This is a genomic window from Paenibacillus sp. A14 (genome assembly GCF_036864815.1).
Lineage (GTDB): Bacteria > Bacillota > Bacilli > Paenibacillales > Paenibacillaceae > Fontibacillus > Fontibacillus sanfengchensis.
The window spans coordinates 232,232-253,276 of sequence record NZ_JBAGJD010000002.1 but is presented as its reverse complement, the minus strand read 5'-3'; the positions used below and the strand labels follow the sequence as shown (position 1 = coordinate 253,276).

At 53.9% G+C, this 21,045-nt stretch carries 18 protein-coding genes; 8 read left to right on the top strand and 10 right to left on the bottom strand.

Translation table 11 applies throughout. The features are described 5' to 3' along the window. Nucleotides 1-54: 54 nt before the first annotated feature. Both gdhA and V4U88_RS05580 read right to left on the bottom strand, forming a co-directional pair. On the bottom strand, nt 55-1,434 hold the full coding sequence (gene gdhA, locus V4U88_RS05585) for an NADP-specific glutamate dehydrogenase (RefSeq protein WP_334072276.1): 1,380 nt from the start codon (nt 1,432-1,434) through the stop codon (nt 55-57). Nucleotides 1,435-1,770: 336 nt separating this feature from the next. Continuing rightward, nucleotides 1,771-2,415, bottom strand: a complete 645-nt coding sequence (locus V4U88_RS05580) for a nitroreductase family protein (RefSeq protein WP_334072275.1) — start codon at nt 2,413-2,415, stop codon at nt 1,771-1,773. A gap of 188 nt (nt 2,416-2,603) precedes the next feature. Between V4U88_RS05580 and V4U88_RS05575 the strand changes: the two genes are divergently transcribed. Beyond that, nucleotides 2,604-3,581: a Gfo/Idh/MocA family protein gene (locus tag V4U88_RS05575; protein WP_334072274.1), complete on the top strand. Its 978-nt coding sequence runs from the start codon at nt 2,604-2,606 to the stop codon at nt 3,579-3,581. Between the two features lie 55 nt (nt 3,582-3,636). On the opposite strand, the gene V4U88_RS05570 is transcribed toward V4U88_RS05575, so the two are convergent. The 5 genes from V4U88_RS05570 to V4U88_RS05550 all read right to left on the bottom strand — a co-directional run bounded on the left by V4U88_RS05570 (nt 3,637) and on the right by V4U88_RS05550 (nt 9,923). Then, entirely contained in the window at nt 3,637-5,049 is a 1,413-nt protein-coding gene (locus tag V4U88_RS05570) for a stalk domain-containing protein (RefSeq protein ID WP_334072273.1), read from the bottom strand. Between the two features lie 51 nt (nt 5,050-5,100). After that, nucleotides 5,101-6,483 carry an MBOAT family O-acyltransferase gene (locus tag V4U88_RS05565; RefSeq protein ID WP_334072272.1) on the bottom strand — a complete coding sequence of 461 codons (1,383 nt, stop codon included), beginning with the start codon at nt 6,481-6,483 and terminating at the stop codon, nt 5,101-5,103. Nucleotides 6,484-6,688: 205 nt separating this feature from the next. After that, nucleotides 6,689-8,098 carry an ABC transporter substrate-binding protein gene (locus tag V4U88_RS05560; protein WP_334072271.1) on the bottom strand — a complete coding sequence of 470 codons (1,410 nt, stop codon included), beginning with the start codon at nt 8,096-8,098 and terminating at the stop codon, nt 6,689-6,691. An 89-nt stretch (nt 8,099-8,187) separates the two neighbouring features. Continuing rightward, the gene (locus tag V4U88_RS05555) at nt 8,188-9,015 is read right to left on the bottom strand and encodes a carbohydrate ABC transporter permease (protein WP_334072270.1); all 828 of its coding nucleotides are present in this window, start codon (nt 9,013-9,015) and stop codon (nt 8,188-8,190) included. Further along, nucleotides 9,012-9,923, bottom strand: a complete 912-nt coding sequence (locus tag V4U88_RS05550; RefSeq protein WP_334072727.1) for a carbohydrate ABC transporter permease — start codon at nt 9,921-9,923, stop codon at nt 9,012-9,014. Before V4U88_RS05550 ends, V4U88_RS05555 begins: the two co-directional genes overlap by 4 nt. A 287-nt stretch (nt 9,924-10,210) precedes the next feature. Between V4U88_RS05550 and V4U88_RS05545 the strand changes: the two genes are divergently transcribed. Continuing rightward, complete coding sequence (locus V4U88_RS05545) at nt 10,211-10,621, top strand: exosporium protein C (RefSeq protein WP_334072269.1); 411 nt, start codon at nt 10,211-10,213, stop codon at nt 10,619-10,621. Between the two features lie 540 nt (nt 10,622-11,161). Here the strand turns inward: V4U88_RS05545 and V4U88_RS05540 are convergent. Next, on the bottom strand, nt 11,162-11,845 hold the full coding sequence (locus V4U88_RS05540) for a CidB/LrgB family autolysis modulator (RefSeq protein ID WP_334072268.1): 684 nt from the start codon (nt 11,843-11,845) through the stop codon (nt 11,162-11,164). Next, complete coding sequence (locus V4U88_RS05535) at nt 11,842-12,222, bottom strand: CidA/LrgA family protein (RefSeq protein ID WP_334072267.1); 381 nt, start codon at nt 12,220-12,222, stop codon at nt 11,842-11,844. Before V4U88_RS05535 ends, V4U88_RS05540 begins: the two co-directional genes overlap by 4 nt. Before the next feature lie 139 nt (nt 12,223-12,361). On the opposite strand from V4U88_RS05535, the gene cidR reads away from it, so the two are divergent. From cidR to V4U88_RS05505, 6 genes are all read left to right on the top strand, one after another. Further along, nucleotides 12,362-13,288, top strand: a complete 927-nt coding sequence (gene cidR / locus V4U88_RS05530) for a cidABC operon transcriptional activator CidR (RefSeq protein ID WP_334072266.1) — start codon at nt 12,362-12,364, stop codon at nt 13,286-13,288. 115 nt (nt 13,289-13,403) lie between these two features. Beyond that, a complete protein-coding gene (locus V4U88_RS05525; protein WP_334072265.1) occupies nt 13,404-14,807 on the top strand; it encodes an amino acid permease in 1,404 nt (467 codons plus the stop codon). 77 nt (nt 14,808-14,884) lie between these two features. After that, nucleotides 14,885-15,760: a delta-lactam-biosynthetic de-N-acetylase gene (gene pdaA, locus V4U88_RS05520; protein ID WP_334072264.1), complete on the top strand. Its 876-nt coding sequence runs from the start codon at nt 14,885-14,887 to the stop codon at nt 15,758-15,760. 170 nt (nt 15,761-15,930) lie between these two features. Continuing rightward, nucleotides 15,931-16,404 carry a MarR family winged helix-turn-helix transcriptional regulator gene (locus V4U88_RS05515; protein ID WP_334072726.1) on the top strand — a complete coding sequence of 158 codons (474 nt, stop codon included), beginning with the start codon at nt 15,931-15,933 and terminating at the stop codon, nt 16,402-16,404. A gap of 23 nt (nt 16,405-16,427) precedes the next feature. Further along, on the top strand, nt 16,428-18,155 hold the full coding sequence (locus V4U88_RS05510; protein ID WP_334072263.1) for an ABC transporter ATP-binding protein: 1,728 nt from the start codon (nt 16,428-16,430) through the stop codon (nt 18,153-18,155). Beyond that, entirely contained in the window at nt 18,152-20,044 is a 1,893-nt protein-coding gene (locus V4U88_RS05505; protein ID WP_334072262.1) for an ABC transporter ATP-binding protein, read from the top strand. Before V4U88_RS05510 ends, V4U88_RS05505 begins: the two co-directional genes overlap by 4 nt. 146 nt (nt 20,045-20,190) lie before the next feature. Here V4U88_RS05505 and V4U88_RS05500 read toward each other — a convergent pair whose 3' ends face one another. Further along, nucleotides 20,191-20,964, bottom strand: a complete 774-nt coding sequence (locus tag V4U88_RS05500) for a Crp/Fnr family transcriptional regulator (RefSeq protein ID WP_334072261.1) — start codon at nt 20,962-20,964, stop codon at nt 20,191-20,193. Nucleotides 20,965-21,045 lie beyond the last annotated feature (81 nt).

Below are 21,045 nucleotides of genomic sequence, written 5' to 3'. Positions count from 1 at the left end.
TAAAAAGTGTCCGCCAGCCTGATTGGCCGACGGACACCCTGTCTTATTATGATATTAGATGACGCCGTGCGCTACCATCGTGTCGGCTACTTTCAGGAAGCCGGCGATGTTCGAGCCAACCACCAGGTTGCCCGGATGGCCGTATTCTTCAGCCGCGTTTACGCTGTTTCTGTAGATGTTCTTCATGATGTCTTTCAGTTTGGCGTCCACTTCCTCAAAGGACCAGGCGAGTCTTGCGCTGTTTTGCGCCATTTCCAGAGCGGAAACGGCAACCCCGCCGGCATTGGCCGCTTTGGCCGGTCCGAAGTACACGTCATTGCTGAGGTAAACTTCGATCGCTTCCAGGGTGGAAGGCATGTTGGCGCCTTCGGCCACGAATTTTACACCGTTGGCTACCAAAGTTTTGGCCGCTTCTTCGTTAATTTCGTTTTGCGTGGCGCAAGGCAGAGCGATATCGCAAGGAATGCTCCAGATATTTTCGCAGCCTTCATGATATTCGGCCGACGGATGCTCGCTCACATATTCCTTGATCCGTTTTCTTTCCACTTCTTTCAGACGCTTCACGGTATCCAGATTGATGCCGTTCTTGTCGTATACGTATCCGTTCGAATCGCTGCAGGCCACGACTTTGGCGCCGAGCTGCTGCGCCTTCTCGATCGCATAGATCGAAACGTTGCCCGAACCGGAGACGACGACCGTCTTGCCGGCAAAGCTTTCGCCCTTGGTCTTCAGCATTTCGTCCGTGAAGTAAACCAGGCCGTAGCCGGTTGCTTCGGTCCGCGTCAAGCTTCCGCCATAAGTGAGGCCTTTGCCCGTCAGGACGCCGGCTTCGTTGCCGCCGCGGAGGCGTTTGTATTGGCCGAACATAAAGCCGATTTCACGCGCGCCTACCCCGATATCGCCCGCCGGTACGTCGGTGTCCGGACCGATATATTTGGACAGTTCCGTCATGAAGCTCTGCGTGAATTTCATGACTTCATTATCCGATTTGCCCTTCGGATCGAAGTCGGAACCGCCTTTACCGCCGCCGATCGGCTGCCCGGTCAAGGAGTTCTTGAAAATTTGCTCGAAGCCGAGAAATTTGATGATGCTGGCATTCACGGAAGGGTGGAAGCGAAGTCCGCCTTTATAAGGGCCGATGGCGCTGTTAAATTGCACGCGGAAGCCGCGGTTGACCTGCACGTTCCCTTGATCGTCAATCCAAGGAACGCGGAAGGAGATCAGTCTTTCGGGCTCGACGATTCTTTCCAGAATCGCATGGTCCTTATACTTGGGATTCTTCGCAAAAACCGGCACAAGGGAGTCAAGAATTTCCTTTACGGCCTGGTGAAATTCGCTTTCCCCCGGGTTGCGCTTCTTGACGGTTTCATACACTTCATTCACATAGGACTGGGCCACTTGAAGTTCAGGGCTCGATTGTGTTGTAATAGCCAATCTTTTCTCCACCTTTCGTTTTGTCACAATATGGTTTGTTCCATTTTTCACGATTTTTCTAACTCCTATTGTAATATCCATGTAAGATATAAACAAAACTTTATTTAGATGAAGTTGATGACCATTTGAGATGAACTTCACAGTCTATGTCAGCTTTTTCCGGGAATTTAAACGTTCATGAAGGAGAGAACGGCAGGTTTTTACCGTTATTTTTTCTCCTTTATTTATCCGTATGCTTCCCAATGTTCTCATTTATCCTGTTAAAAATGGAAAAAGAAAACCGGCCCCCATTGGCCGGTTTTTGGAGTTTATTTCATATTTATTGATATCCGCGACTTATATTGCGTTCCAATGCGTGATCTGCCCGATCGGCAAGCGAACCGTGCTGTGTGCCGGTTTGGCCGCCTTGCCCACGGCGATCAGCAGAATGGGTTTCAGCGTTTCCGGGAGGTTGAAGGCTTCGGCAAATTTAACGGCGTCGTAGCCGCCCATAGGAATGGTATCATAGCCCTTTGCTTTGGCAACGAGCATAAATTGCATCGAAATAAGGCCCGCGTCAAGCACGTTCACCTGGTGGAGAATCTCGGGTTTCAGTCCGCCATACATGGTTTGCAGCCGTTCCACAAAGGAACTTTTCGTTGGTTCGTCCATGTACCCGGCTTCGACCGCTTTGGAGTAAATCGCATCCGCCTGTTCATAGGATTTCAAGTCTCCAAGCACGGCAACGACCGCCGCGGCGTCGACGACCTGCTGCTGGTTGTTGGCGATAGGCAGCAGCTTTTCCTTCAAGCTTGGGTCGTCGATGACCAGAAAGCGCCAAGGCTGCAGATTGGAAGAGGAAGGGGCGGACGAAGCAAGCTCCAGCATCTCCGTCATTTCTTCTTTGGAAATTTTGACGCTGGGATCGTAAGCTCGAACCGAATGCCGCTCTTTCAATACCGTATAAAAATCATGCAAATTTACGTTCTCTGTAACTCTCATCTCTCCGCATCCTCCTTGATATTTATAATTCAATTTTTAAGGTAAATTTAGTATAAGGTCTAACTGTTAACTTTTCAAGTACAGTTCTGAGGAAAGCTGATAAGTTTTTGGATTTCTCCGCTTGTGATTCTGCGACAGAATCGCTACGCTTAAAGAAACCTATATATCGAGACAAAGGAGGTTATCGATTGGAATTAAATATCGGAATCATTGGGACGGGCTGGTTCAGTAAAGTTCACGGCGACATATTGGCCGGAATGGACGGGGTGCGGGTAGCCGCCATTTTGGGGACAAGCGGGGCGAAGGCGGAAGAGATGGCAAGCCGGTACCCCGGGGCTCGCGGGTATGCCGGCTTGACGGATATGCTGGACCGTGAAAAGCTCGATGCCGTCTATATTTGCGTCCCGCCCATGGCGCACGGAGAGATCGAGTCTGAGCTGATCGGCAGGGGCATTCCGTTTCTGGTGGAGAAGCCGGTCGGCACGAATCTGGATACCCCGTCGGAAATTCTCGGCAAGTTGGAGGACAAGCCGTTAATTCATGCGGTAGGATATCACTTCCGTTACAAAGCGACCATCCAAATGCTCAAAGAGCGTATGGCCGGACAAACGCTCGCCATGGCTTTAGGCACCTGGATGGGGGATATGCCGCAGGTTTCCTGGTGGAGACGACAGGAGGGCTCCGGCGGACAGTTTATTGAGCAAACGACTCATATCGTCGACTTGTTGCGCTATCTGGCCGGTGAAGTGGAAGAAGTGTACGCCACCTATGCCAACCGCGTAGTCCATACCCAATTCGAGCAGGTGGGTGTTCCGGATGTAGGCACCGTCACTTTGAAGCTGCGCAGCGGAGCCATCGCCAACATTTCCAACACCTGCGCGTTACCCGGCGGCGTTGGGGAAGTCGGCTTGAAGCTGTACACCGGGGCGGGAATGTTGGATTGGAATCCCGACCGGCTGAACATCATCGGAACGGGTGAAAAAACTTCTTATACCATTGGAGATAGTCCGTATCTTAAGGAGAATGAAGCCTTTATTCACGCCTTACGGACCGGCGATACCTCCGGGATTCTATCCGACTACGCCGATGCCGTGAAGACCCAGCGCGTGACTTGCGCGGCTCTGGAATCGGCTTCGGCCGGCAAACCGGTTAGAATTGAAGCTTAATACGCAAAAGGGGCGATTCCGCGCACTCGCGTGCTTACGGAATCGCCCCTATTTTTTAGAAGGACAAGTCGTAATTGAGGAAGTAAGGACCGTCCGTTTCCGTTTCGGTCACTTGGCCGCCCAGCAGTTCGGTGATTTGCTTCACCGGACCGACCAACCGCTCCTTAACGATGACCGCCGGTGCCTTCAGGTCGACAGCCTGTCCATTCAGACTGGCGATCGGATCGCCTACGCTGAACACAAGCTCGTTCCCTCCCTTAACAAGGGTCGCTTTTTTGGTGCCGGTATCGTAATCGAACTCCGCTCCGATCCCCTGCGCAAATTCTTTCAGCGGAACCCGCACCTGGTCTTTGGAGGTCGTCGGGACTTGACTGAAGGTGGCTGGCTGCCCGTTCACCGTGAGCGTCAGCGAGAAAATCGGCCCGTTCTCATTGATGACCAAAGTTTTCACCTGCTGCTCCAAGTCCTGATTAATCTGCTCCAGATTGGAGGCGGTAACCTTGTGCGTCCCCGCGGCAATTTCATCGACGATCCGCTGATTGATCGACCCCGAGTGGTGAGACAGGTCTTTATACTTCGTAAGGTCGTAAGTGATCTTGCTGTCGCTTTGGAAATCATGGATGCTGACATTGTCAAAAGCGCTTAACTGCTCGTACATATATATTTTCATTTCCTGTTGATTGGCGAAACGCTGCGGGTTCAGGCTGTACCAAACCTGCTGGCGGATGACGGAGTACGGCGGATAATAGAAAATAAATTCGATTTCGGGATGCGCCTTGACCAAACTGAGAATGTTCTCCTGGAACCGCTGCTTGACGAGGTCAAGCGAAGGTTCGCTTTCTCCGGAAGTCTGCTCGGCGAGCCAGGCCTCCTTCCATTTGGCCATCACCCGCTTCGCTCCATAGTAATTCATGGAGCTCCAGTTGTTCAGCGTCTCCAAATTGCGGTACTGCGGCTTCTTGTCTTTGGGCAGGAACAAGGCGCCAAAGGCATGTTTTACGTTCGAAATGTTAAAGATGTATTTATAGTCATTCAGCAGATTGTCATCATACAGATAGAACGGAAAGGACGCTTCGTCCCTTACCGAATTTTCGCGGAGGGAGAAATAGTCCAGCCCCCAGAGAATTTTTTTGACCTGTCCCGTCCCTACGGCCAAGTCGGCCATCATCCGCTGCTCTTTGGCGGTCGATCCTTCTGTGGAGAGCTTGAGCACGTCGCCGCCCAGCTTTTTGCCAACCTCGGTGGGCAGGAAATTCTCCGTCATGGAACTGCCGATAATGACCATGTTGTAGTCATAATTTTTGGCCAGGCCCGGGTTCTGATATCGCTGCTCTCGCGAAAAAAGAGGCGGATAGGACGCCTTACGATACAATTGCAGAGGATCCACGGCAAAGACAAACGTTCCGACAATGGCCCCAAACAGCAGCACAAAGGCCAGAAACGTAACAATAAAACGCAAGTTCTTCAAGAGGTGATCTCCCTTTCTAAATCACAGAGAATTTATACGTCCAAGCGCGCATTAAAAGGTAAAGTACAGGAATTCGCTAACCTGGTTAAAATAAAGCACTGAAAATACGAACAGAAACGCGATGAACGCGGCATACCGGACATTGGGCCGGAATTTCATTTTCATCTCCATCGAGTTCCGGGCGAACACGGCAACCAGCAGGGCGGCACCGACCAGGGCAACCTGTCCCAGCAGCGACGTGGACACGCCGATATGGCCGAAATTGAACATGCCGCGGAGCACCTTGAGCGCGTCGTCCCAATCCTTGGCGCGGAAGAACACCCAACTGAAGTTGATAAACATAAAGGTAATAAACCAGGCAATCCAATGTGGAAGGACGATGCCGGTTTTTTTCCACAGCCGCTGAATCACCTGCGCGATCCCGTGCAAGAGCCCCCATATAATAAAGGTCCAGCCGGCTCCATGCCAAATCCCGCCGATGACAAAGGTGGCGACCAGGTTGAAGTAGGTGCGGTAATGCCCTTTGCGGTTGCCGCCCAGCGGGATATAAATGTAGTCTTTTAGAAAACGGCTTAGGGTCATATGCCAGCGGCGCCAAAAGTCCTGAATGCTGACCGCTTTATAGGGCGAGTTGAAGTTGATCGGCAGCTTGATATTAAAGAGCAGGGCGATCCCGATCGCCATGTCGGAATAACCGCTGAAGTCGAAATAAAGCTGCATCGTATAGGCCAGCGAAGTCGTCCAGCCTTCCACTAGACTCAGGTTCTGCGACACGTCAAAACCTTGGGTGGCGATAGGCGCCAGCGTGTCGGCGATCACCACTTTTTTGAACAGGCCGATACAGAAGATGAACAACCCCCGGGCGACGTTGCCGGGAATAATGACTTTGCTGCGGGCGCGGTCAAACTGGGGCATCATCTCTTTATGATGCAGAATAGGTCCCGCGATCAGATGCGGGTAGAAGGTCACGAATAGAACATAGTTAACGATGCTGTATTCTTTGGCCGTTCCCCGGTAAGCATCGACCAGATAGGCGATTTGCGTAAAGGTAAAGAAACTGATTCCGAGCGGCAAAGCCAGCCGAAGCAATTCGATCTGCGCGGAGAACAGCGAGTTTACGTTGTCGATCAGGAAGTCGGCATATTTATAATAGCCCAGGAAAAGAACGTCCCCGACGATCGCCAGCGTAAGAAGCAGCTTTCGAGTTCGCATCTGGCGGGCGTGGCTGATGCTTCGTCCCATAATGTAGTTAAAAGCAATCGAAGCGAGAATCAGAGGCAGCGATTTGATGCTCCACCAGGAATAAAAGAACAGAGATGATGCGGCGAGCCAAATTTTGCCCGCAATAGGCGGACAAAAACGGTTCATCAAAAAGTAGACGACAAAGGTAATGGGCCAAAAGGCGAATAGAAATTCATAAGAGTTAAAAAGCAAACTTTAGTACACCTCTTTACTGGAATCAAAATCATACCCAAATAATATGATCATACCCTAGTTGGCCCGATTCGACAATGTGCGAGCGCCAACGGGAGCGATACATATATCTAGACAAAAGGAACCCGCAAAAAGTTCCCTTTTTTTTAAGAAAAAAGTGTGAACTTTGCGGGTTCGTTTATTTTTTGTTCAGCTTGTCTCTAGCCTATTTTTTTACGGTTTTGTTGTAGTTGCCGATTTTCTCCGTAATCGCCTTGGCCGCGTCATCGAGGGCTTGCCGGGTCGTTTTGGAGCCGCCGAGCGCCTCTTCGATCGCACCCTCCACGATTTGGCGGGCCTCCGGGAATACGCCTATGACAGCGCCTTGTGTGGCCTGGCTTGGCTTGCTGGCATGGAGTTGGTCGATGGCCGTTTGGAACTGCGGATACTTGGCGAGATTGTCCTTGACGATCTGCTCGTCGTAAGCTTTTTTCGTAATCGGGAAGTATCCTGTAGAAATATGCCATTTTGCTTGCGTTTGCGGTTCGGCCAAATATTTGATAAACTCCCAGGCCGCTTTTTGCTCGGCTTCCGGCTTGTTGTTCAGAATCCACAGGCTGGCCCCGCCGACCACGACCCCGCCGTCCGCCGCACTGTCCGGCTTCGGAAGAAACGCGGTCCCGACTTCGAACTTGTCGGCTACGCCGTCGACGATGCCTCTGAGGCTGGCCGTGGAGTCCAGCGTCATGCTGACCTGCCCGGCGATGAAGGCCTTCTTCGTGTCGTCCGTTTTCCGGCCGAGGTTGATGGCCGCTTTACTGTCGATCAAACTTTTCCACCAGTCCAGGGTCTTAACCCCGGCATCGCCGTTCACCAGGGATTGCCCGGCCGGAGCCGTCCGCCCGTTGCCGTTATCCACGTACTCGGCCCCTTGGCCTGCGAAGAACTGCTCCATAAACCAGCCGTAGATCGCAAAGGAGGCCGGCGTTCCTTTTTGAGCCAACGCCTCGGCCGCTTTCTTCACTTCCTCGTAAGTGGCGGGAGCTTTGTCCGGATCAAGTCCGGCGGCTTTGAAATGATCCTTATTATAATAGAGAATCGGATTCGACGTATTGAAAGGCATCGAATACTGCTGGCTGTCGAACGTATAGTAGCTGGCGATGTTTTCCTCCAGTTGGCTGACATCGTAGTTTTCTTCATCGATAAATTTCTGAACCGGCGTAATGGCCCCGGAATCGATCATGAAGCGTGAGCCGATCTCGTATACCTGAATCAGGGAGGGACCGGTTTTGGAATCCATAGAGGCTTTCATTTTGTTCAAACTTTCGTCGTAGGTGCCCTGATAGATCGCTTCGACTTCGACCCCATCCTGGGAAGCGTTGAAATCGGCGACCAATTGATCGGCCGCTTTGCCGAGTTCCCCGCCCATGGAATGCCACCAGGTTACTTTCGTCTTGTCGGCGGGCGTCCCCTGCGTCGTCCCTTCCGAACCGCTTTGAGCGCCGCCCTGGTTGCCGGCCGCACCCGCGGTTTCCGCCGTATTCGTGCCGGCACCTCCTCCGCAGGCCGAAACCACCAGGGCCAGCAAAAGTACGGTTACCAGTAAGAATGAACTTTTCAGCTTGGATTGTTTCATTTCGGTTTATTCTCTCCCTTGGATTATGGATTATTGTCGGAATGTATATAAACCGTCCTTGAGCGGACGGGGATTGTAAGGCATACCCTTTATCCTTTGACCGCGCCCGCCGTAAGACCGCGAACAAGCTGCTTTAATCCGATAACTATGAGCAGGAGCGAAGGCAGCAGCACCAAGGCGACTCCCGCCAATACAAGGTTCCAGGCGGTAAATTCTTCGAATTGAAGCATGCTGACTCCGATTTGGACCGTTCGCATCTCCGGTGTGTTGGTGATGAGCAGCGGCCACAGGTACATATTCCATGTGTTCAAAAAGACATAGACGGCAAGCGTAGCCATTCCCGGGCGGGACAGCGGCAGAACGACGGATGCGAAATAGCGAAAGTGACCGCACCCGTCGATTCGGGCGGCTTCAAACAACTCCTTGGGCAGCTGCAGATAAAACTGGCGCAGCAAAAACACGCCGAACGCCGTGGCCAAGAACGGAAACACGAGTCCGGGGTATGTATCCAGCCAGTTCCAGGATCTGATCAGCAAAAAATTGGGAATCATCGTGACCTCCCAGGGGATCATCATCGTGGACAGGAAAACGGCGAACCAGATCGCTTTGCCACGGAACGAGATGAACGCGAAGGCGTAAGCCGCCAGACTGGCGGTCACAAGCTGGCCCAGCATCACGATGGCCGAGATGATAAAGCTGTTCCATATGAAGCGGCCCACCGGAATCAAGTTGAGGACCGTCTCCAGACTCCCCAGGTACAGGCTGGAAGGAAAGAGCTTAGGCGGATATTGGCTGGCTTCCTCCGGCGTCATAAATACGGACAGAAACGTATAAAGCAGCGGATACACAATAAACAGCGACAGAAGTCCGAGCACAAGATAGATCAGGCTGTTGCGCAGCGGGCGGGCAAGTGTCATTGGTAATGCACCTTCTTTTCCACAAAGGTAAATTGGAGAATCGTGAATACCAAAATGATCAGGAACAGAACGATCGCATACGCGCTTCCCGTGCCAAACTGGTAGTTGACGAACGCCTCTTTATAAATGGAGTAGACGAGCACTTCGGTGGACCCCGCCGGGCCTCCTTTGGTCAAAATGTGCATTTGGCCGAAGGCTTGAAAGGCTCCGATGAGCGAGACCACCGTCAGGAAGAAAATGACGGGGGAGAGCAGCGGCAGGATAATGCGTACATAAGTCCGGATCGGCCCGGCTCCGTCCACCTTGGCGCTGTCGTACATGTCTTCGGAAATTCCTTGAAGTCCGCTGAGCAGGACGATGAAGTTAAAGCCTGAATTCATCCAGACCGTCATGATGGAAATGGAGAGAAGCGCCCATTTCGGATCGGTCAGCCACTGGATCGCCGGCATTCCGGCCAAATCGAGAAAGTAGTTGAACATGCCGAGCGTAGGATGAAACAACATCATCCAGATGACGGCGGACGTACTCACCGATAAGGCCAGCGGCAGCGAAAATATAAACTGGAACAACCGCATCCCCTTTAGCCGGGAGTGTGCCAGCGCAGACATGACGAGTCCCAGCAGAATGCCGCCGGGAACGGTCAATAAGGCGAATTTGCCGGTGACCGCCAGGCTGCTCCAGAAGGAGGGCGAAGCCAGAAGCTGCCTGAAGTTGTCCAGTCCCACATAAGCGGCGATTTGGCCGCGGGGGTCGGTCAGGAACAGGCTGAGATAGATGGAGCGGGCCAGGGGGTACAGCAGGAATAATCCGAACAGCCCGATCGACGGGGCCAGGAACAAGTAAGCTGTGGCGGGTTCCTTTATCCGGGAGATCCAGCGTTTTCGCTCGACCGGATAGGCTGGGGCTATGGTTTCAGTTGCGGATGCGGATGTTGCAGCCGGGGAAGTCGTGTTTTGGAAAGAAGTGTCCACGGATATTTCTCCTCCCTTAGAGTAAGATCTCTCTCAGTTTAGAGAAGGGGGGTTATCCGGGCGTCAACGCGAAGTAAATCGATCGTTAAATTACAAGAGAGATCCAAAAATGCAGGAGTCTATTAAAATCGTAAAAATATGCAAATATATCAATCAACTCGTCCATTCCGAATCTAGTGGCCCTTCATAGAATGTAGTAATTCCAGGAAGGAGTTGAAGAAAAAATGGCAGAGCTTTTGGATCATGTCGTTAACGTCCCTACCCCAATCACAAACGGTGCCGCCATTAACGTGCCGCAGACGCCGGCGGGGCAAGGGATTGCCCTTGTACGGGTGACGATTCCGGCGGGCCGTCCGGTGAACAAGGTACAGTTGGACGCTACAGTCGGCTTGCAGGGAATTACGGGAATTCCGAGAGTGCTTTTCCGCATTTTCCGGGATGGCCAAGAGATTTATTATGCGGTTCAAGCGGTTGAAACCGACTTTGAAAATGTGAACCTCACTTCTCTGATTGCCGCTGACGTGAATGTAGCCCCAGGGGTTCATGACTATGTACTGTCCGTAGAAAACCTGGTGGCAGGCACGCAAGCCAGAGTCATCGGCCCGATTGTCTTTACGGCTTTGGCTACGGCTTAAGACGAGCATCGGATTGACGATGGACCGCACCACAGGGGCCGCGCTTTCTAGCGCGGCCCCTGTGGTTTTTGCTTCACCGATGATTTCGACAGCATTTTGGCGAAATAAGGCCGCAAAAATCACTGACGTTGCATTGCATCAAACCTTCCCTGGTGCTGCCCATTGGGGCCTATCCGCCGCTTCGGCAAGCAACGTGGCGAACTCAGGTCCCCGTCTCCACCTCTAAACCATTCTAACGGTCGTCACAGCCGTTATTTGCCCAGTTTACGCTGACTCCAAATTCTAACGGCCGCCACAGCCCCTATTTCATATAAGCATGGCTGGTTTGGTCGAAATGAAGGTAAATAACGGCCCACACGACCGTTAGAATCCCAAAACGCGATTCAATCGCAAAATAACGGCTCTGACGACCGTTAAACTTCCTGCAGGAATTCGCACCATGGCCGAAGGCGCAAAATAAAAAATGACCCCGCCAATAGCGGGGTCCATAAGAGAAATCTATATGCTAAACATTAGGAGGAAACAATAGTTGTACCGTACTTAACGAAGCAATACGGAAATCAGCACCGGGGCAACGCCCAGCGTGAACAGGGCGGCGACAATCATCGAGATGCTGGAGATCGTGCCCGTAAGCGAGCTGAGCTCAAACGCCTTGGAGGTGCCGGTGCCGTGAGCGCTGGTGCCGAACAGTACACCGCGGGCCACCTCGCCTTCGATGCGGAACATTTTTACGACCAGCGGTCCGAGCATCGCGCCGAGCAGACCGGTTATGATCACGAAGACAGCCGTAATGTTCGGTACGCCCCCGATGACCTGGGACACGCTCATCGCGATCGGCGTCGTGACCGAACGGGGGACTAGGCTGCTGATCAGCCGGCTGTCCAGGTGCATCCACTCCGCCAAAATCACCGAGGTGCACATGGCGACGACAGAGCCGGTCAGCACGCTGACGAGAATTTCGACGGCGTGTTTTTTCAAGACGTTATAGTATTTGTACAGGGGAACGGCAAAGGCGATCGTTGCCGGCTGTAACATGGCGCTGAGCCATTTCCCCCCGGCGTGGTAGGTCTCGTAAGGAACATCGACCAAGAGCAGGCCGATCACCAGCACAAGCGGCGTAATCAGCAAGGGCGACAGGTAGACCCGCGGCCGGATGCGGTAAATCTGCTTGGATACGGCATAGACGGCAAGGGTTACGATAAGGCAAATCCAGCCCTGAATCATGATGTCTTATGCTCCTTTCTTTTGGCGATGCGCGCGGCGATTAGCCCCGAACTGACCATAACGGTCACCGTACTGAGAATGACGACGGTCAGAATGCGGAACCCGTCATGCTCCAAAAGCGGAATGTATTTCATCACGCCGACCGCGGCCGGAATGAAGAACAGCAGCAATTCGGCAAGCAGCCAATTGGCCCCCTGCTCGATCCAGACCAGCTTGATCACGCCCGTCTTCAATAAAGCAAACAGAATAATGATGCCCAGTATAGAGCCCGGAATCGGCAAATGAAGCGCCTGCGCAAGGAAGTTCATGGCCAGGGAGAACAAGACGAGAATGGCGATTTGCAGCACAATGCGGCAGATCATTTTTAGATTTCCCATGATACTTACGGCTCCTTTGATGTTGTAAACTTGGTAATGAAATATTACATCAATTGCTTTCATGAGTAAAATGAATATACTGAATAGATAAGATTCGATTTGGTTATGGGAAAAGAGTTAATAAAGGAGTTGTTTGGCGATGGATATTCGGCAAATGCAATGCCTGATCGAGGTGGCCCGCCTCAAAAGCTTTACCAAGGCGGCCGATGCCCTTTATATTACGCAGCCTTCCATCAGCAAAACGATAAAAGGGATGGAAGAGGAACTCGGGGTCGTACTGTTTGACAGGGTCGGAAAAAGAGTCGAGTTGACCGACGCGGGACAGCTGATCGTGGCCCAGGCCCAACAAATCGTCGCCTCCTTTCAAAACTTGACGGCCGAACTGGACGATTTGCGCAATCTGAAAAGGGGCCATATCCGGATCGGCCTGCCGCCCATGGTGGGTTCGAGTTTTTTTCCGCGGGTCATCGGCCAGTTTCATCAACGTTACCCGGAGATCACGATTCAGCTGTTTGAAGACGGAGCGAAAAAAGTCGAGTCCGATGTGGCGGACGGGCTCCTGGAGGTCGGCGTGGTCGTGCTGCCCACGGTGCAGGAGGGGCTGAGCAGCTTCCCGTTCGTGGAGGAGAAGCTGAGGCTCGTTGTGCCGAGAGATCATCACCTCGCGGACAGGAAACGCGTCGAGCTGTTCGAGCTCGCGGAGGAGGGATTCGTCCTGTTCCGCGAAGATTTTACACTGCATGACCGGATCATCGGCGAATGCGGGAAGGCGGGCTTTCAGCCGCGCGTGATTTACGAAAGCTCGCAATGGGATTTGATCAGTGAAATGGTGGGGGTTGGGCTGGGGATTACGCTTTTGCCGGAAACCATCTGCCGTGAAATCGATGAAGAGCGCGTGCGGATCCTATCTTTAATTAACCCGGTGATTCCCTGGAAGTTGGGCATTGTTTGGCGGGAAGACCGGTATTTGTCGTTCGCGACCCGGGAATGGATCCGATTTGCGCAGGAGGTTCTTTCCTCTCCTTCAAGCGGCTCGGGAGAAATTTACAAGGGTAAAAAACCATAAAATGTTCACGTATTGGAGAGACTACCCATGAAGTTTGAACTTTCCACACGGGCTTAGTTTTTATATAATAGCGGAATGTGATTTCAAATCCGGTTAACTAGGGGACAGAGCCTGAATGAGTTTTTTTAGAAGAAAATCAATTACATCCATGCTACAAGAAAAAGAGGCGGCGGGTACCGGAGGATTGAGAAAGGAACTCGGCGCGTTCGATCTTACGATGCTCGGTGTCGGTTGCGTCGTAGGAACGGGGATCTTCGTGCTGACCGGGGTGGCCGCGGCCAAACACGCGGGTCCCGGGTTGGTTCTATCCTTTTTGCTGGCCGGGATTGTCTGCGCTTTTTGCGCACTGTGCTATGCCGAATTCGCTTCGATGGTTCCCGTATCGGGCAGTGCATACACCTACAGCTACGCGACTTTTGGGGAGATCATCGCCTGGGTGCTCGGCTGGGACTTGATTCTGGAATACGGCTTTGCCGCTTCCATGGTCGCCAGCGGCTGGTCCGGCTATTTCCAGGGCCTTCTGGCCGGATTCGGTATGGAGATTCCCAGGGCGCTGAGCAGTGCCTTTAACCCGGGGGCAGGCACGTATGTCGATTTGCCCGCCGTCATTATCGTACTTCTGCTGACATATATCGTATCGCGCGGAGCCAAGGAATCGACGCGGCTTAATTCGATCATGGTGATCCTGAAGGTGGCCGTCATTCTCCTGTTCATCGTTATTGGAGCCTTCTTTGTGAAGCCATCCAACTGGACACCGTTCATGCCGTTCGGCTTCGGAGGCGTCGTGACAGGGGCAGCTACCGCATTTCTGGCATATATCGGCTTCGACGTTGTGGCCACGGCCGCCGAAGAGGTGAGAAATCCGCAAAAAGATTTGCCCAAGGGGATCATTTGGTCGCTGGTCGTTTGTTCTCTGTTGTACATTGCGGTGACGGCCGTTTTGACGGGAATCGTTCCTTATACTTTGCTCGATGTAAAAAATCCGGTCGCCTTTGCCCTCCAGTTCATCCATCAAAACTGGGTGGCCGGCTTTATTTCGCTGGGGGCGATCGTCGGCATCACTACGGTGCTGTTCGTTCTCCTGTTTGGACAGACGCGGCTCTTTTTCGCCATCGGTCGCGATGGCCTGCTTCCGGAGAAACTGTCCCGGCTGAATCCGAAAACCGGGGTGCCTTCGGTGAGCACCTGGGCTACCGGGATCGTTGTCGCCGTGTTTGCGGGAATGATTCCCCTGAACAAGCTGGCGGATCTGGTCAGCATCGGAACATTGTTCGCGTTCGTTTCCGTTTCGATCGGGGTCATTATTCTGCGCAAGACCCGTCCGGACCTGAACCGTTCTTTCAAGGTGCCGCTTGTGCCCTGGATTCCGCTTTTAGCGGCGGCGGCCTGCGGTTACTTGCTTATCAGCCTGCCGGGAATCACCTGGATCGCTTTCCTGGTGTGGATGGCGCTGGGACTGATCGTTTATTTCTCTTACGGGCGCAAGCATAGCCACTTGGCGGACAAGCCGGCAGAATAATGCATATTCCGGAAGAAAAGTGTTGAAATTAAGGCGAGTTACGAACAATCCAAGAAGATGAGGAGAGAACTTTCCTAATGAAAGGATCCTTGATTTTGGGGCTGCTCGCCGCTTTTCTTCTGGGCCCGGTGACCGGAGGGGTCGCATACGGTGCTGGAGCCCCGGCTTTGCCCGACAAACCGGATCAGGCTGTCGCCCTCGCGGCCTCCGCCGATCATCCTTATCACTTCGGCTTCAAAAAAAGCGTCGGCGGACAGCTTCCCTCCATCGACCAAGAGGGGTTTAAAGAGATCGTGGACAAGCACGGGGCGGTCTTTCTCGCAGACACGACCCGCAAAGATCTGTTCCTTACCTTTGATAACGGGTACGAGAACGGTTACACCGCGCCGATTCTGGATACCTTGAAGACGAAAAAGGTGCCGGCGGTCTTCTTTATTACAGGCCATTACGTAAAGGATCAGCCGGAGCTGGTCAGACGTATGGCCGCGGAAGGTCATTTGGTGGGGAATCACTCCTGGAGCCATCCGGACATGACGACGATTTCCGACAGCCAAATCAAGGAAGAATTGGACCGGGTGAAGGAGGCTTCCGCCAAGCTCACGGGGACGGAGCGTATGGCCTATCTCCGGCCGCCGCGGGGAATATTCAGCGACCGGGTGCTGAGGGTCACCAAGGAGCTCGGATATACGAACGTCTTTTGGTCGGTCGCTTATAAAGACTGGGACGTGAACGACCAGAAAGGGGCGCCCTATGCCTACCGGAAGGTCATCGACCAACTGCATCCCGGGGCGGTGATCCTGCTGCACTCGGTATCCAAGGATAACGCCGCCGCGTTGGGCGCGATCATCGACGAGGCCCGACGCCAGGGCTATGAGTTCCGCAGCCTGGATGAGCTGATGCGGAGCCGGTCGGAGAAACAACCCTCCGCGGGCCCCGGACAACCGACAAACTGAATCATGGACCGCTTGAGCCGGATGACCGTTGAATCCGCGCCAGGCGGTCTTTTTTTGTGGGAAAATCCGGTTTCTTGACATTGGTTTGAACGGCTCCTATAATTAGGTTTGCTAATAAATATTGTACCTAATTATTAAATTGTATAAATAATAGGAGGGATCGAGTGAATATGGGCGATGAACCGGGAGCCCAGCGGTTAATGGAGGCGATAGCCCGATTCCGAAGGGCGGACTGGCACAAGAAGGTGCTGGAAGGCTATAAGCCTAGCGAGCTCCGCGTCCTGTCCATGATTGAAAAAGGGGGCTTGGAAGACGCGCGGGGCGTCACCATTTCGGCGATCAGCGAGATGATGCGGGTCAGTGCCCCCACCGTAACTCCGCTCGTCCGCAGTTTGGAGTCCATGGGCCTGGTCGTCCGTTTGCATGACGAGGAGGACCGGCGGGTTGTCCGGGTCAGACTGACGGAGAAGGGGGAGCGGATCCGCGAGGAGAGCCGGGAAGTTTATACCCGTCATTTCAAGGAGCTGCACGATTATTTAGGCGAAACGCGGAGCGATCAACTGGCCGATTTGCTTGAACTCGTATATCGCTTTTTGGAACAGAAGCATGAGCGGGATCGCCGTACGGAACAAAACGAAATATAAAGAAAAAGTGGAGATGATGGAGAATGATCAAACTTTTCCGGCATTTGAAACCATACTGGCTGCTGGTGGGGGCGGTTTTGGTCCTCGTATTTTTTCAAACGCTCTCCGAGCTGTACCTCCCGACGCTGATGTCCGATATTGTGGACACCGGGGTCGTCAAGGGCGACACGCCGTACATTTGGCGGGTTGGACTTTTCATGCTGCTGGTGGCGCTCGGGGGAATGGCCTGCTCGATCGCGGCCAGCTACTATTCGTCCAAAGCGGCTTCCGGGTTCGGCATGAGCCTGCGGGCCAAGGTGTTCGGCCATGTGACCAATTTTTCGCTGGAGGAGTTCGATAAGCTGGGAACAGCCTCGCTGATTACCAGGACGACGAACGACATCACCCAGGTTCAGCAGGTGCTGATTATGATGCTGCGGATGATGGTCATGGCGCCGATGATGTGCATTGGCGGGATCATTATGGCCGTATCCAAGGATGCGAAGCTGTCGCTCATCTTCGTCGTTATTATGCCCGTGCTTGCGGGCGCCATCTTCCTGATTGCCGGCAAAGGGATCCCGCTGTTCAAGGCGATCCAGAAAAAGATCGACCGCCTCAACCTGGTCATGCGCGAAGCGCTCACCGGAATTCGGGTCATCCGGTCCTTCAACCGGATCCCGCACGAGCAGAAACGGTTTGCCGCGGCGAACGCCGATTTGACGGAAACGTCGATCAAGGTCAACAAGATCATGGCGTTCATGATGCCGGTGATGATGCTGGTGTTGAACGTGTCTTCCGTAGCGATCATCTGGTTCGGCGGGTTAAGAATCAATGGGGACCATATGCAGGTCGGCGACCTCATCGCCTTTTTGCAGTATGCCATGCAAATCATGTTCTCGCTGATCATGGTTTCCATGATGTTCGTCATGGTGCCCCGAGCTTCGGCCTCGGCGGTACGGATCAATGAAGTGCTGGAAATGGCGCCGGTCATCAAGGACACGGGGGTAACGAAAACGCCGGAGTCCCGCAAAGGCTATGTGGAATTCCGCGATGTGACCTTCAGTTACCCGGGGGCTGAGGAGCCGGCGGTACAGCAAATTTCCTTTAGCGCCAGCCCGGGAGAGGTCACGGCGATCATCGGCGGAACGGGCTCGGGCAAATCGACGCTCATCAGCCTGATCCCGCGGTTCTACGACGTGAAGAGCGGCCAGGTGCTGGTCGATGGCGTAGACGTCAGAGAGATGCCGCAGGCGGATCTCCGGGCCAAGATCGGATTTGTGCCGCAGAAGGCCGTTCTGTTTACGGGGACGATTCGGGAAAATATCCGCTACGGCAAGGAGGACGCCACGGACGAGGAATTGCGGCATGCGGCGGAAATCGCCCAGGCGGCCGATTTTATCGGTGAAATGGAGAACGGATATGATTCCGTTATCGCCCAGGGTGGCACGAATGTTTCGGGCGGCCAGAAGCAGCGTCTGTCCATCGCCCGCGCGCTGGTGCGGGGCGCTGAAATTTACATTTTTGACGACAGCTTCTCGGCGCTGGATTTCAAAACCGATGCCAGGCTGCGCGCCGCCTTGAAGGCGGAAACCCGCGAATCGACAGTTATCATCGTGGCGCAGCGCGTCAGCACCGTCATGGATGCGGACCGGATTATCGTGATGAACGAGAGCCGGGTGGCCGGGATCGGAACGCACCGCGAACTGATGGAAACTTGCGACGTTTACCGGGAAATCGTGTATTCGCAGCTTTCGGAGGAGGAGATCGCATGAGCCGGGAACAATCGGAAAAGATGCCGCAGCGCAGCGGAGGAAGACGCGGAGGACACGGCCCGGGCGGGCCCGGCATGGCGATGCCGGTGGAGAAGGCCAAAGACTTCAAGGGGACATTGAAGAGACTCATCCGCTATTTGCGTCCCCATAAAGTGCAGCTCGGCGCTGTTTTGGTGATGGCTATCCTGAGCACGGTTTTCAGCATCCTCACCCCCTGGGTGATGGGGAAGGCGACAACCAAGCTGTTCGAAGGATTTTACGGAAAGCTGCAGGGAGTACCGGGAGCAAGCATCGATTTTCAATATATTTGGGAAATCATTCTATACCTGATCGGTTTATATGTGCTCAGTTCCCTGTTCAGCTATTTCCAGCAGTACTTAATGGCCGGCGTGGCGCAGAAGACCGTCTACGATTTGCGCCAGGATGTGAACGGGAAGCTGAACAAGCTGCCTCTTAAATACTTCGATGCCCGCACACATGGGGAAATTTTAAGCCGGGTGACGAACGACGTGGACAATATCAGCAACACCTTGCAGCAGAGCTTGACCCAGTTGATCACTTCAATTCTGACGATCATCGGCGTCATCGTTATGATGCTGAGGATCAGTCCGCTGCTGACGTTGATCGCCGTTCTGACTTTACCGGTCAGCGTGCTCGCGATCACCTCGATCGCCAAGCGCTCGCAGAAGCAGTTCGTCCGGCAGCAAAAAGAGCTGGGCCAACTGAACGGCCATGTGGAGGAAATGTACACAGGGCACAAAATCATTAAAGTGTTTGGCCGCGAGCGCAAGTCGCAACAGCAATTCGACGAGATCAACGGCCGGCTGTACGAGGCCGGCTGGAAGGCGCAGTTTATTTCCGGCGTGATCATGCCGATCATGAGCTTCATCGGGAACATCGGCTATGTGCTTGTCTCGGTGGTCGGCGGTATTCTCGTCACCAAACGGACGATCGAGATCGGCGATGTGCAGGCGTTTATTCAATACGCCCGGCAGTTTACGATGCCGATCACCCAGACCGCGAACATCGCCAATATTATTCAATCCACCGTGGCTTCGGCGGAACGCGTGTTTGAAATCCTTGACGAGGCCGAGGAGACGCCGGAAGCCGCGAAGCCGGCCCGGATCGGGGAGCCGAAGGGGAACGTCGTGTTCGATCATGTGAAATTCGGCTATGAGCCGAACCAGACCTTGATCGAGGATATGAACATCCGCGTGTCCCCGGGGCAAACCATCGCCATTGTCGGACCGACGGGAGCGGGCAAAACGACGCTGATCAACCTGCTGATGCGCTTCTACGAAGTGAACGGCGGTGCGATCACCATCGACGGCGTGAACATTACCGAAATGAAGCGCGGCGATTTGCGCAGCCTGTTCGGTATGGTGCTTCAGGACACCTGGCTGTTCAACGGTACGATCCGTGAAAATATCGCCTACGGCCGGGAGGGAGCTACGGAGAAGGAGGTGGTCCAAGCCGCCAAGGCGGCCCATGCCGACCACTTCATCCGCACGCTGCCCGGCGGGTATGACACGGTGCTGAATGAAGAGGCGTCCAACATTTCGCAGGGACAAAAGCAGTTGCTGACAATAGCGCGGGCGATTCTGGCCGACCCGGCGATTCTGATTCTCGACGAGGCGACCAGCAGCGTCGATACGCGGACGGAAGTCTACATCCAGAAAGCGATGAACGAGCTGATGAAAGGCAGAACGAGCTTCGTCATCGCCCACCGGCTGTCGACGATCCGGGATGCCGATCTCATTCTCGTGATGAACCACGGAACGGTGATCGAGCAGGGGACGCATGAGCAACTGCTGGAGCAAGACGGATTTTACGCCGACCTGTACAACAGCCAGTTTACGAAAGGCGGCATGGATCAGGAGGCCGGGTAACCTGCCTCCCCCGTCCGGTTTTATAGGACAATGAATAACGGAAGACCCCTGGACGATGAACTAGGCACGGCATACGTGTGTCCATCTAGGGGTCTTTTCTTTTTTGTCTGAAAAAGGAGTTGGCGTAGCCGGCCGCGCTCCGGGTGCTAGTCCTCCCCCGCGAGGCGGCGCAGCTCGGTCTCCTTCCGAATCCGGATCAGCCTACGGTTGACGGACACGATTCCCGCGTCTGTCAGCTGTCCCAGCTTGCGGCTGAGGGTTTCCGGCGTGGTGCCGATCACTCCCGCAAGCTCTTTTTTGCTGACCGGCAGCTTGAATTCTTCCGCGCGCGGGGCGGACTTTTGCCGGAAATAGAGCAGCATCTTGGCCAGCCGCCGATCGGCCTCCAGCAGCGTCAGCACGGAAGCCCAACTGTCAGCCTCCTCCAACTGGGCGCTCAGGGCACTCATAAACCGGGCCGCCGTGTCGGGACTCCGCCGCAGTACCTCCAGGAAATCCGTCCGATGGATGCGGCAAATATCGGCCTCATCGATCGTGCTTGCGCTGGCATAGTGGGGCTTCTCCTGCAGCAGCGAGAATTGACCGAAGAAATCCCCGGGAAAAAGCAGGCGTAAAATATGCTCTTTGCCGTTGTCCGCCATTTTGGTCAGCTTGACGACTCCCCGGCTTAAGACATAAAGGGTATCCGATCGCTCCCCTTCCCGGAAGATCACCCGCCCCTTGGGCGCATGCCGGGACCGCATCAGGGAGTGAAGCATATGAACCTCCTCCGGCCGAAGCTGACTGAAGACCGGAACCCGGGAGAGGCAGGAGGGAACGGAATGCTCGGAGCAGCGGGAGATCGCGCAGGCTGTCGAAAACGAAGGGGCCCCCGTATTATCAAGGCCGGCAATAGGGTCATGAGTGTGAGTATCAACCATTTTTCATCATCTCCGATGGCATCTTTTCCTTAAATCTATCAGCGGATATGCCATGCCCTTGTGACTGGAATCACAAAGTAG

What these genes read in the sequence shown, in the direction of transcription:
- V4U88_RS05505 (WP_334072262.1), top strand. Translation starts at nt 18,152, where the DNA reads ATGAGCCGGGAACAATCGGAAAAGATGCCGCAGCGCAGCGGAGGAAGA.
- V4U88_RS05580 (WP_334072275.1), bottom strand. Translation starts at nt 2,415, where the DNA reads ATGAGAGTTACAGAGAACGTAAATTTGCATGATTTTTATACGGTATTG.
- V4U88_RS05545 (WP_334072269.1), top strand. Translation starts at nt 10,211, where the DNA reads ATGGCAGAGCTTTTGGATCATGTCGTTAACGTCCCTACCCCAATCACA.
- pdaA (WP_334072264.1), top strand. Translation starts at nt 14,885, where the DNA reads ATGAAAGGATCCTTGATTTTGGGGCTGCTCGCCGCTTTTCTTCTGGGC.
- V4U88_RS05510 (WP_334072263.1), top strand. Translation starts at nt 16,428, where the DNA reads ATGATCAAACTTTTCCGGCATTTGAAACCATACTGGCTGCTGGTGGGG.
- V4U88_RS05555 (WP_334072270.1), bottom strand. Translation starts at nt 9,015, where the DNA reads ATGACACTTGCCCGCCCGCTGCGCAACAGCCTGATCTATCTTGTGCTC.
- V4U88_RS05560 (WP_334072271.1), bottom strand. Translation starts at nt 8,098, where the DNA reads ATGAAACAATCCAAGCTGAAAAGTTCATTCTTACTGGTAACCGTACTT.
- V4U88_RS05525 (WP_334072265.1), top strand. Translation starts at nt 13,404, where the DNA reads ATGAGTTTTTTTAGAAGAAAATCAATTACATCCATGCTACAAGAAAAA.
- V4U88_RS05535 (WP_334072267.1), bottom strand. Translation starts at nt 12,222, where the DNA reads ATGGGAAATCTAAAAATGATCTGCCGCATTGTGCTGCAAATCGCCATT.
- V4U88_RS05515 (WP_334072726.1), top strand. Translation starts at nt 15,931, where the DNA reads ATGGGCGATGAACCGGGAGCCCAGCGGTTAATGGAGGCGATAGCCCGA.
- V4U88_RS05500 (WP_334072261.1), bottom strand. Translation starts at nt 20,964, where the DNA reads ATGGTTGATACTCACACTCATGACCCTATTGCCGGCCTTGATAATACG.
- V4U88_RS05540 (WP_334072268.1), bottom strand. Translation starts at nt 11,845, where the DNA reads ATGATTCAGGGCTGGATTTGCCTTATCGTAACCCTTGCCGTCTATGCC.
- cidR (WP_334072266.1), top strand. Translation starts at nt 12,362, where the DNA reads ATGGATATTCGGCAAATGCAATGCCTGATCGAGGTGGCCCGCCTCAAA.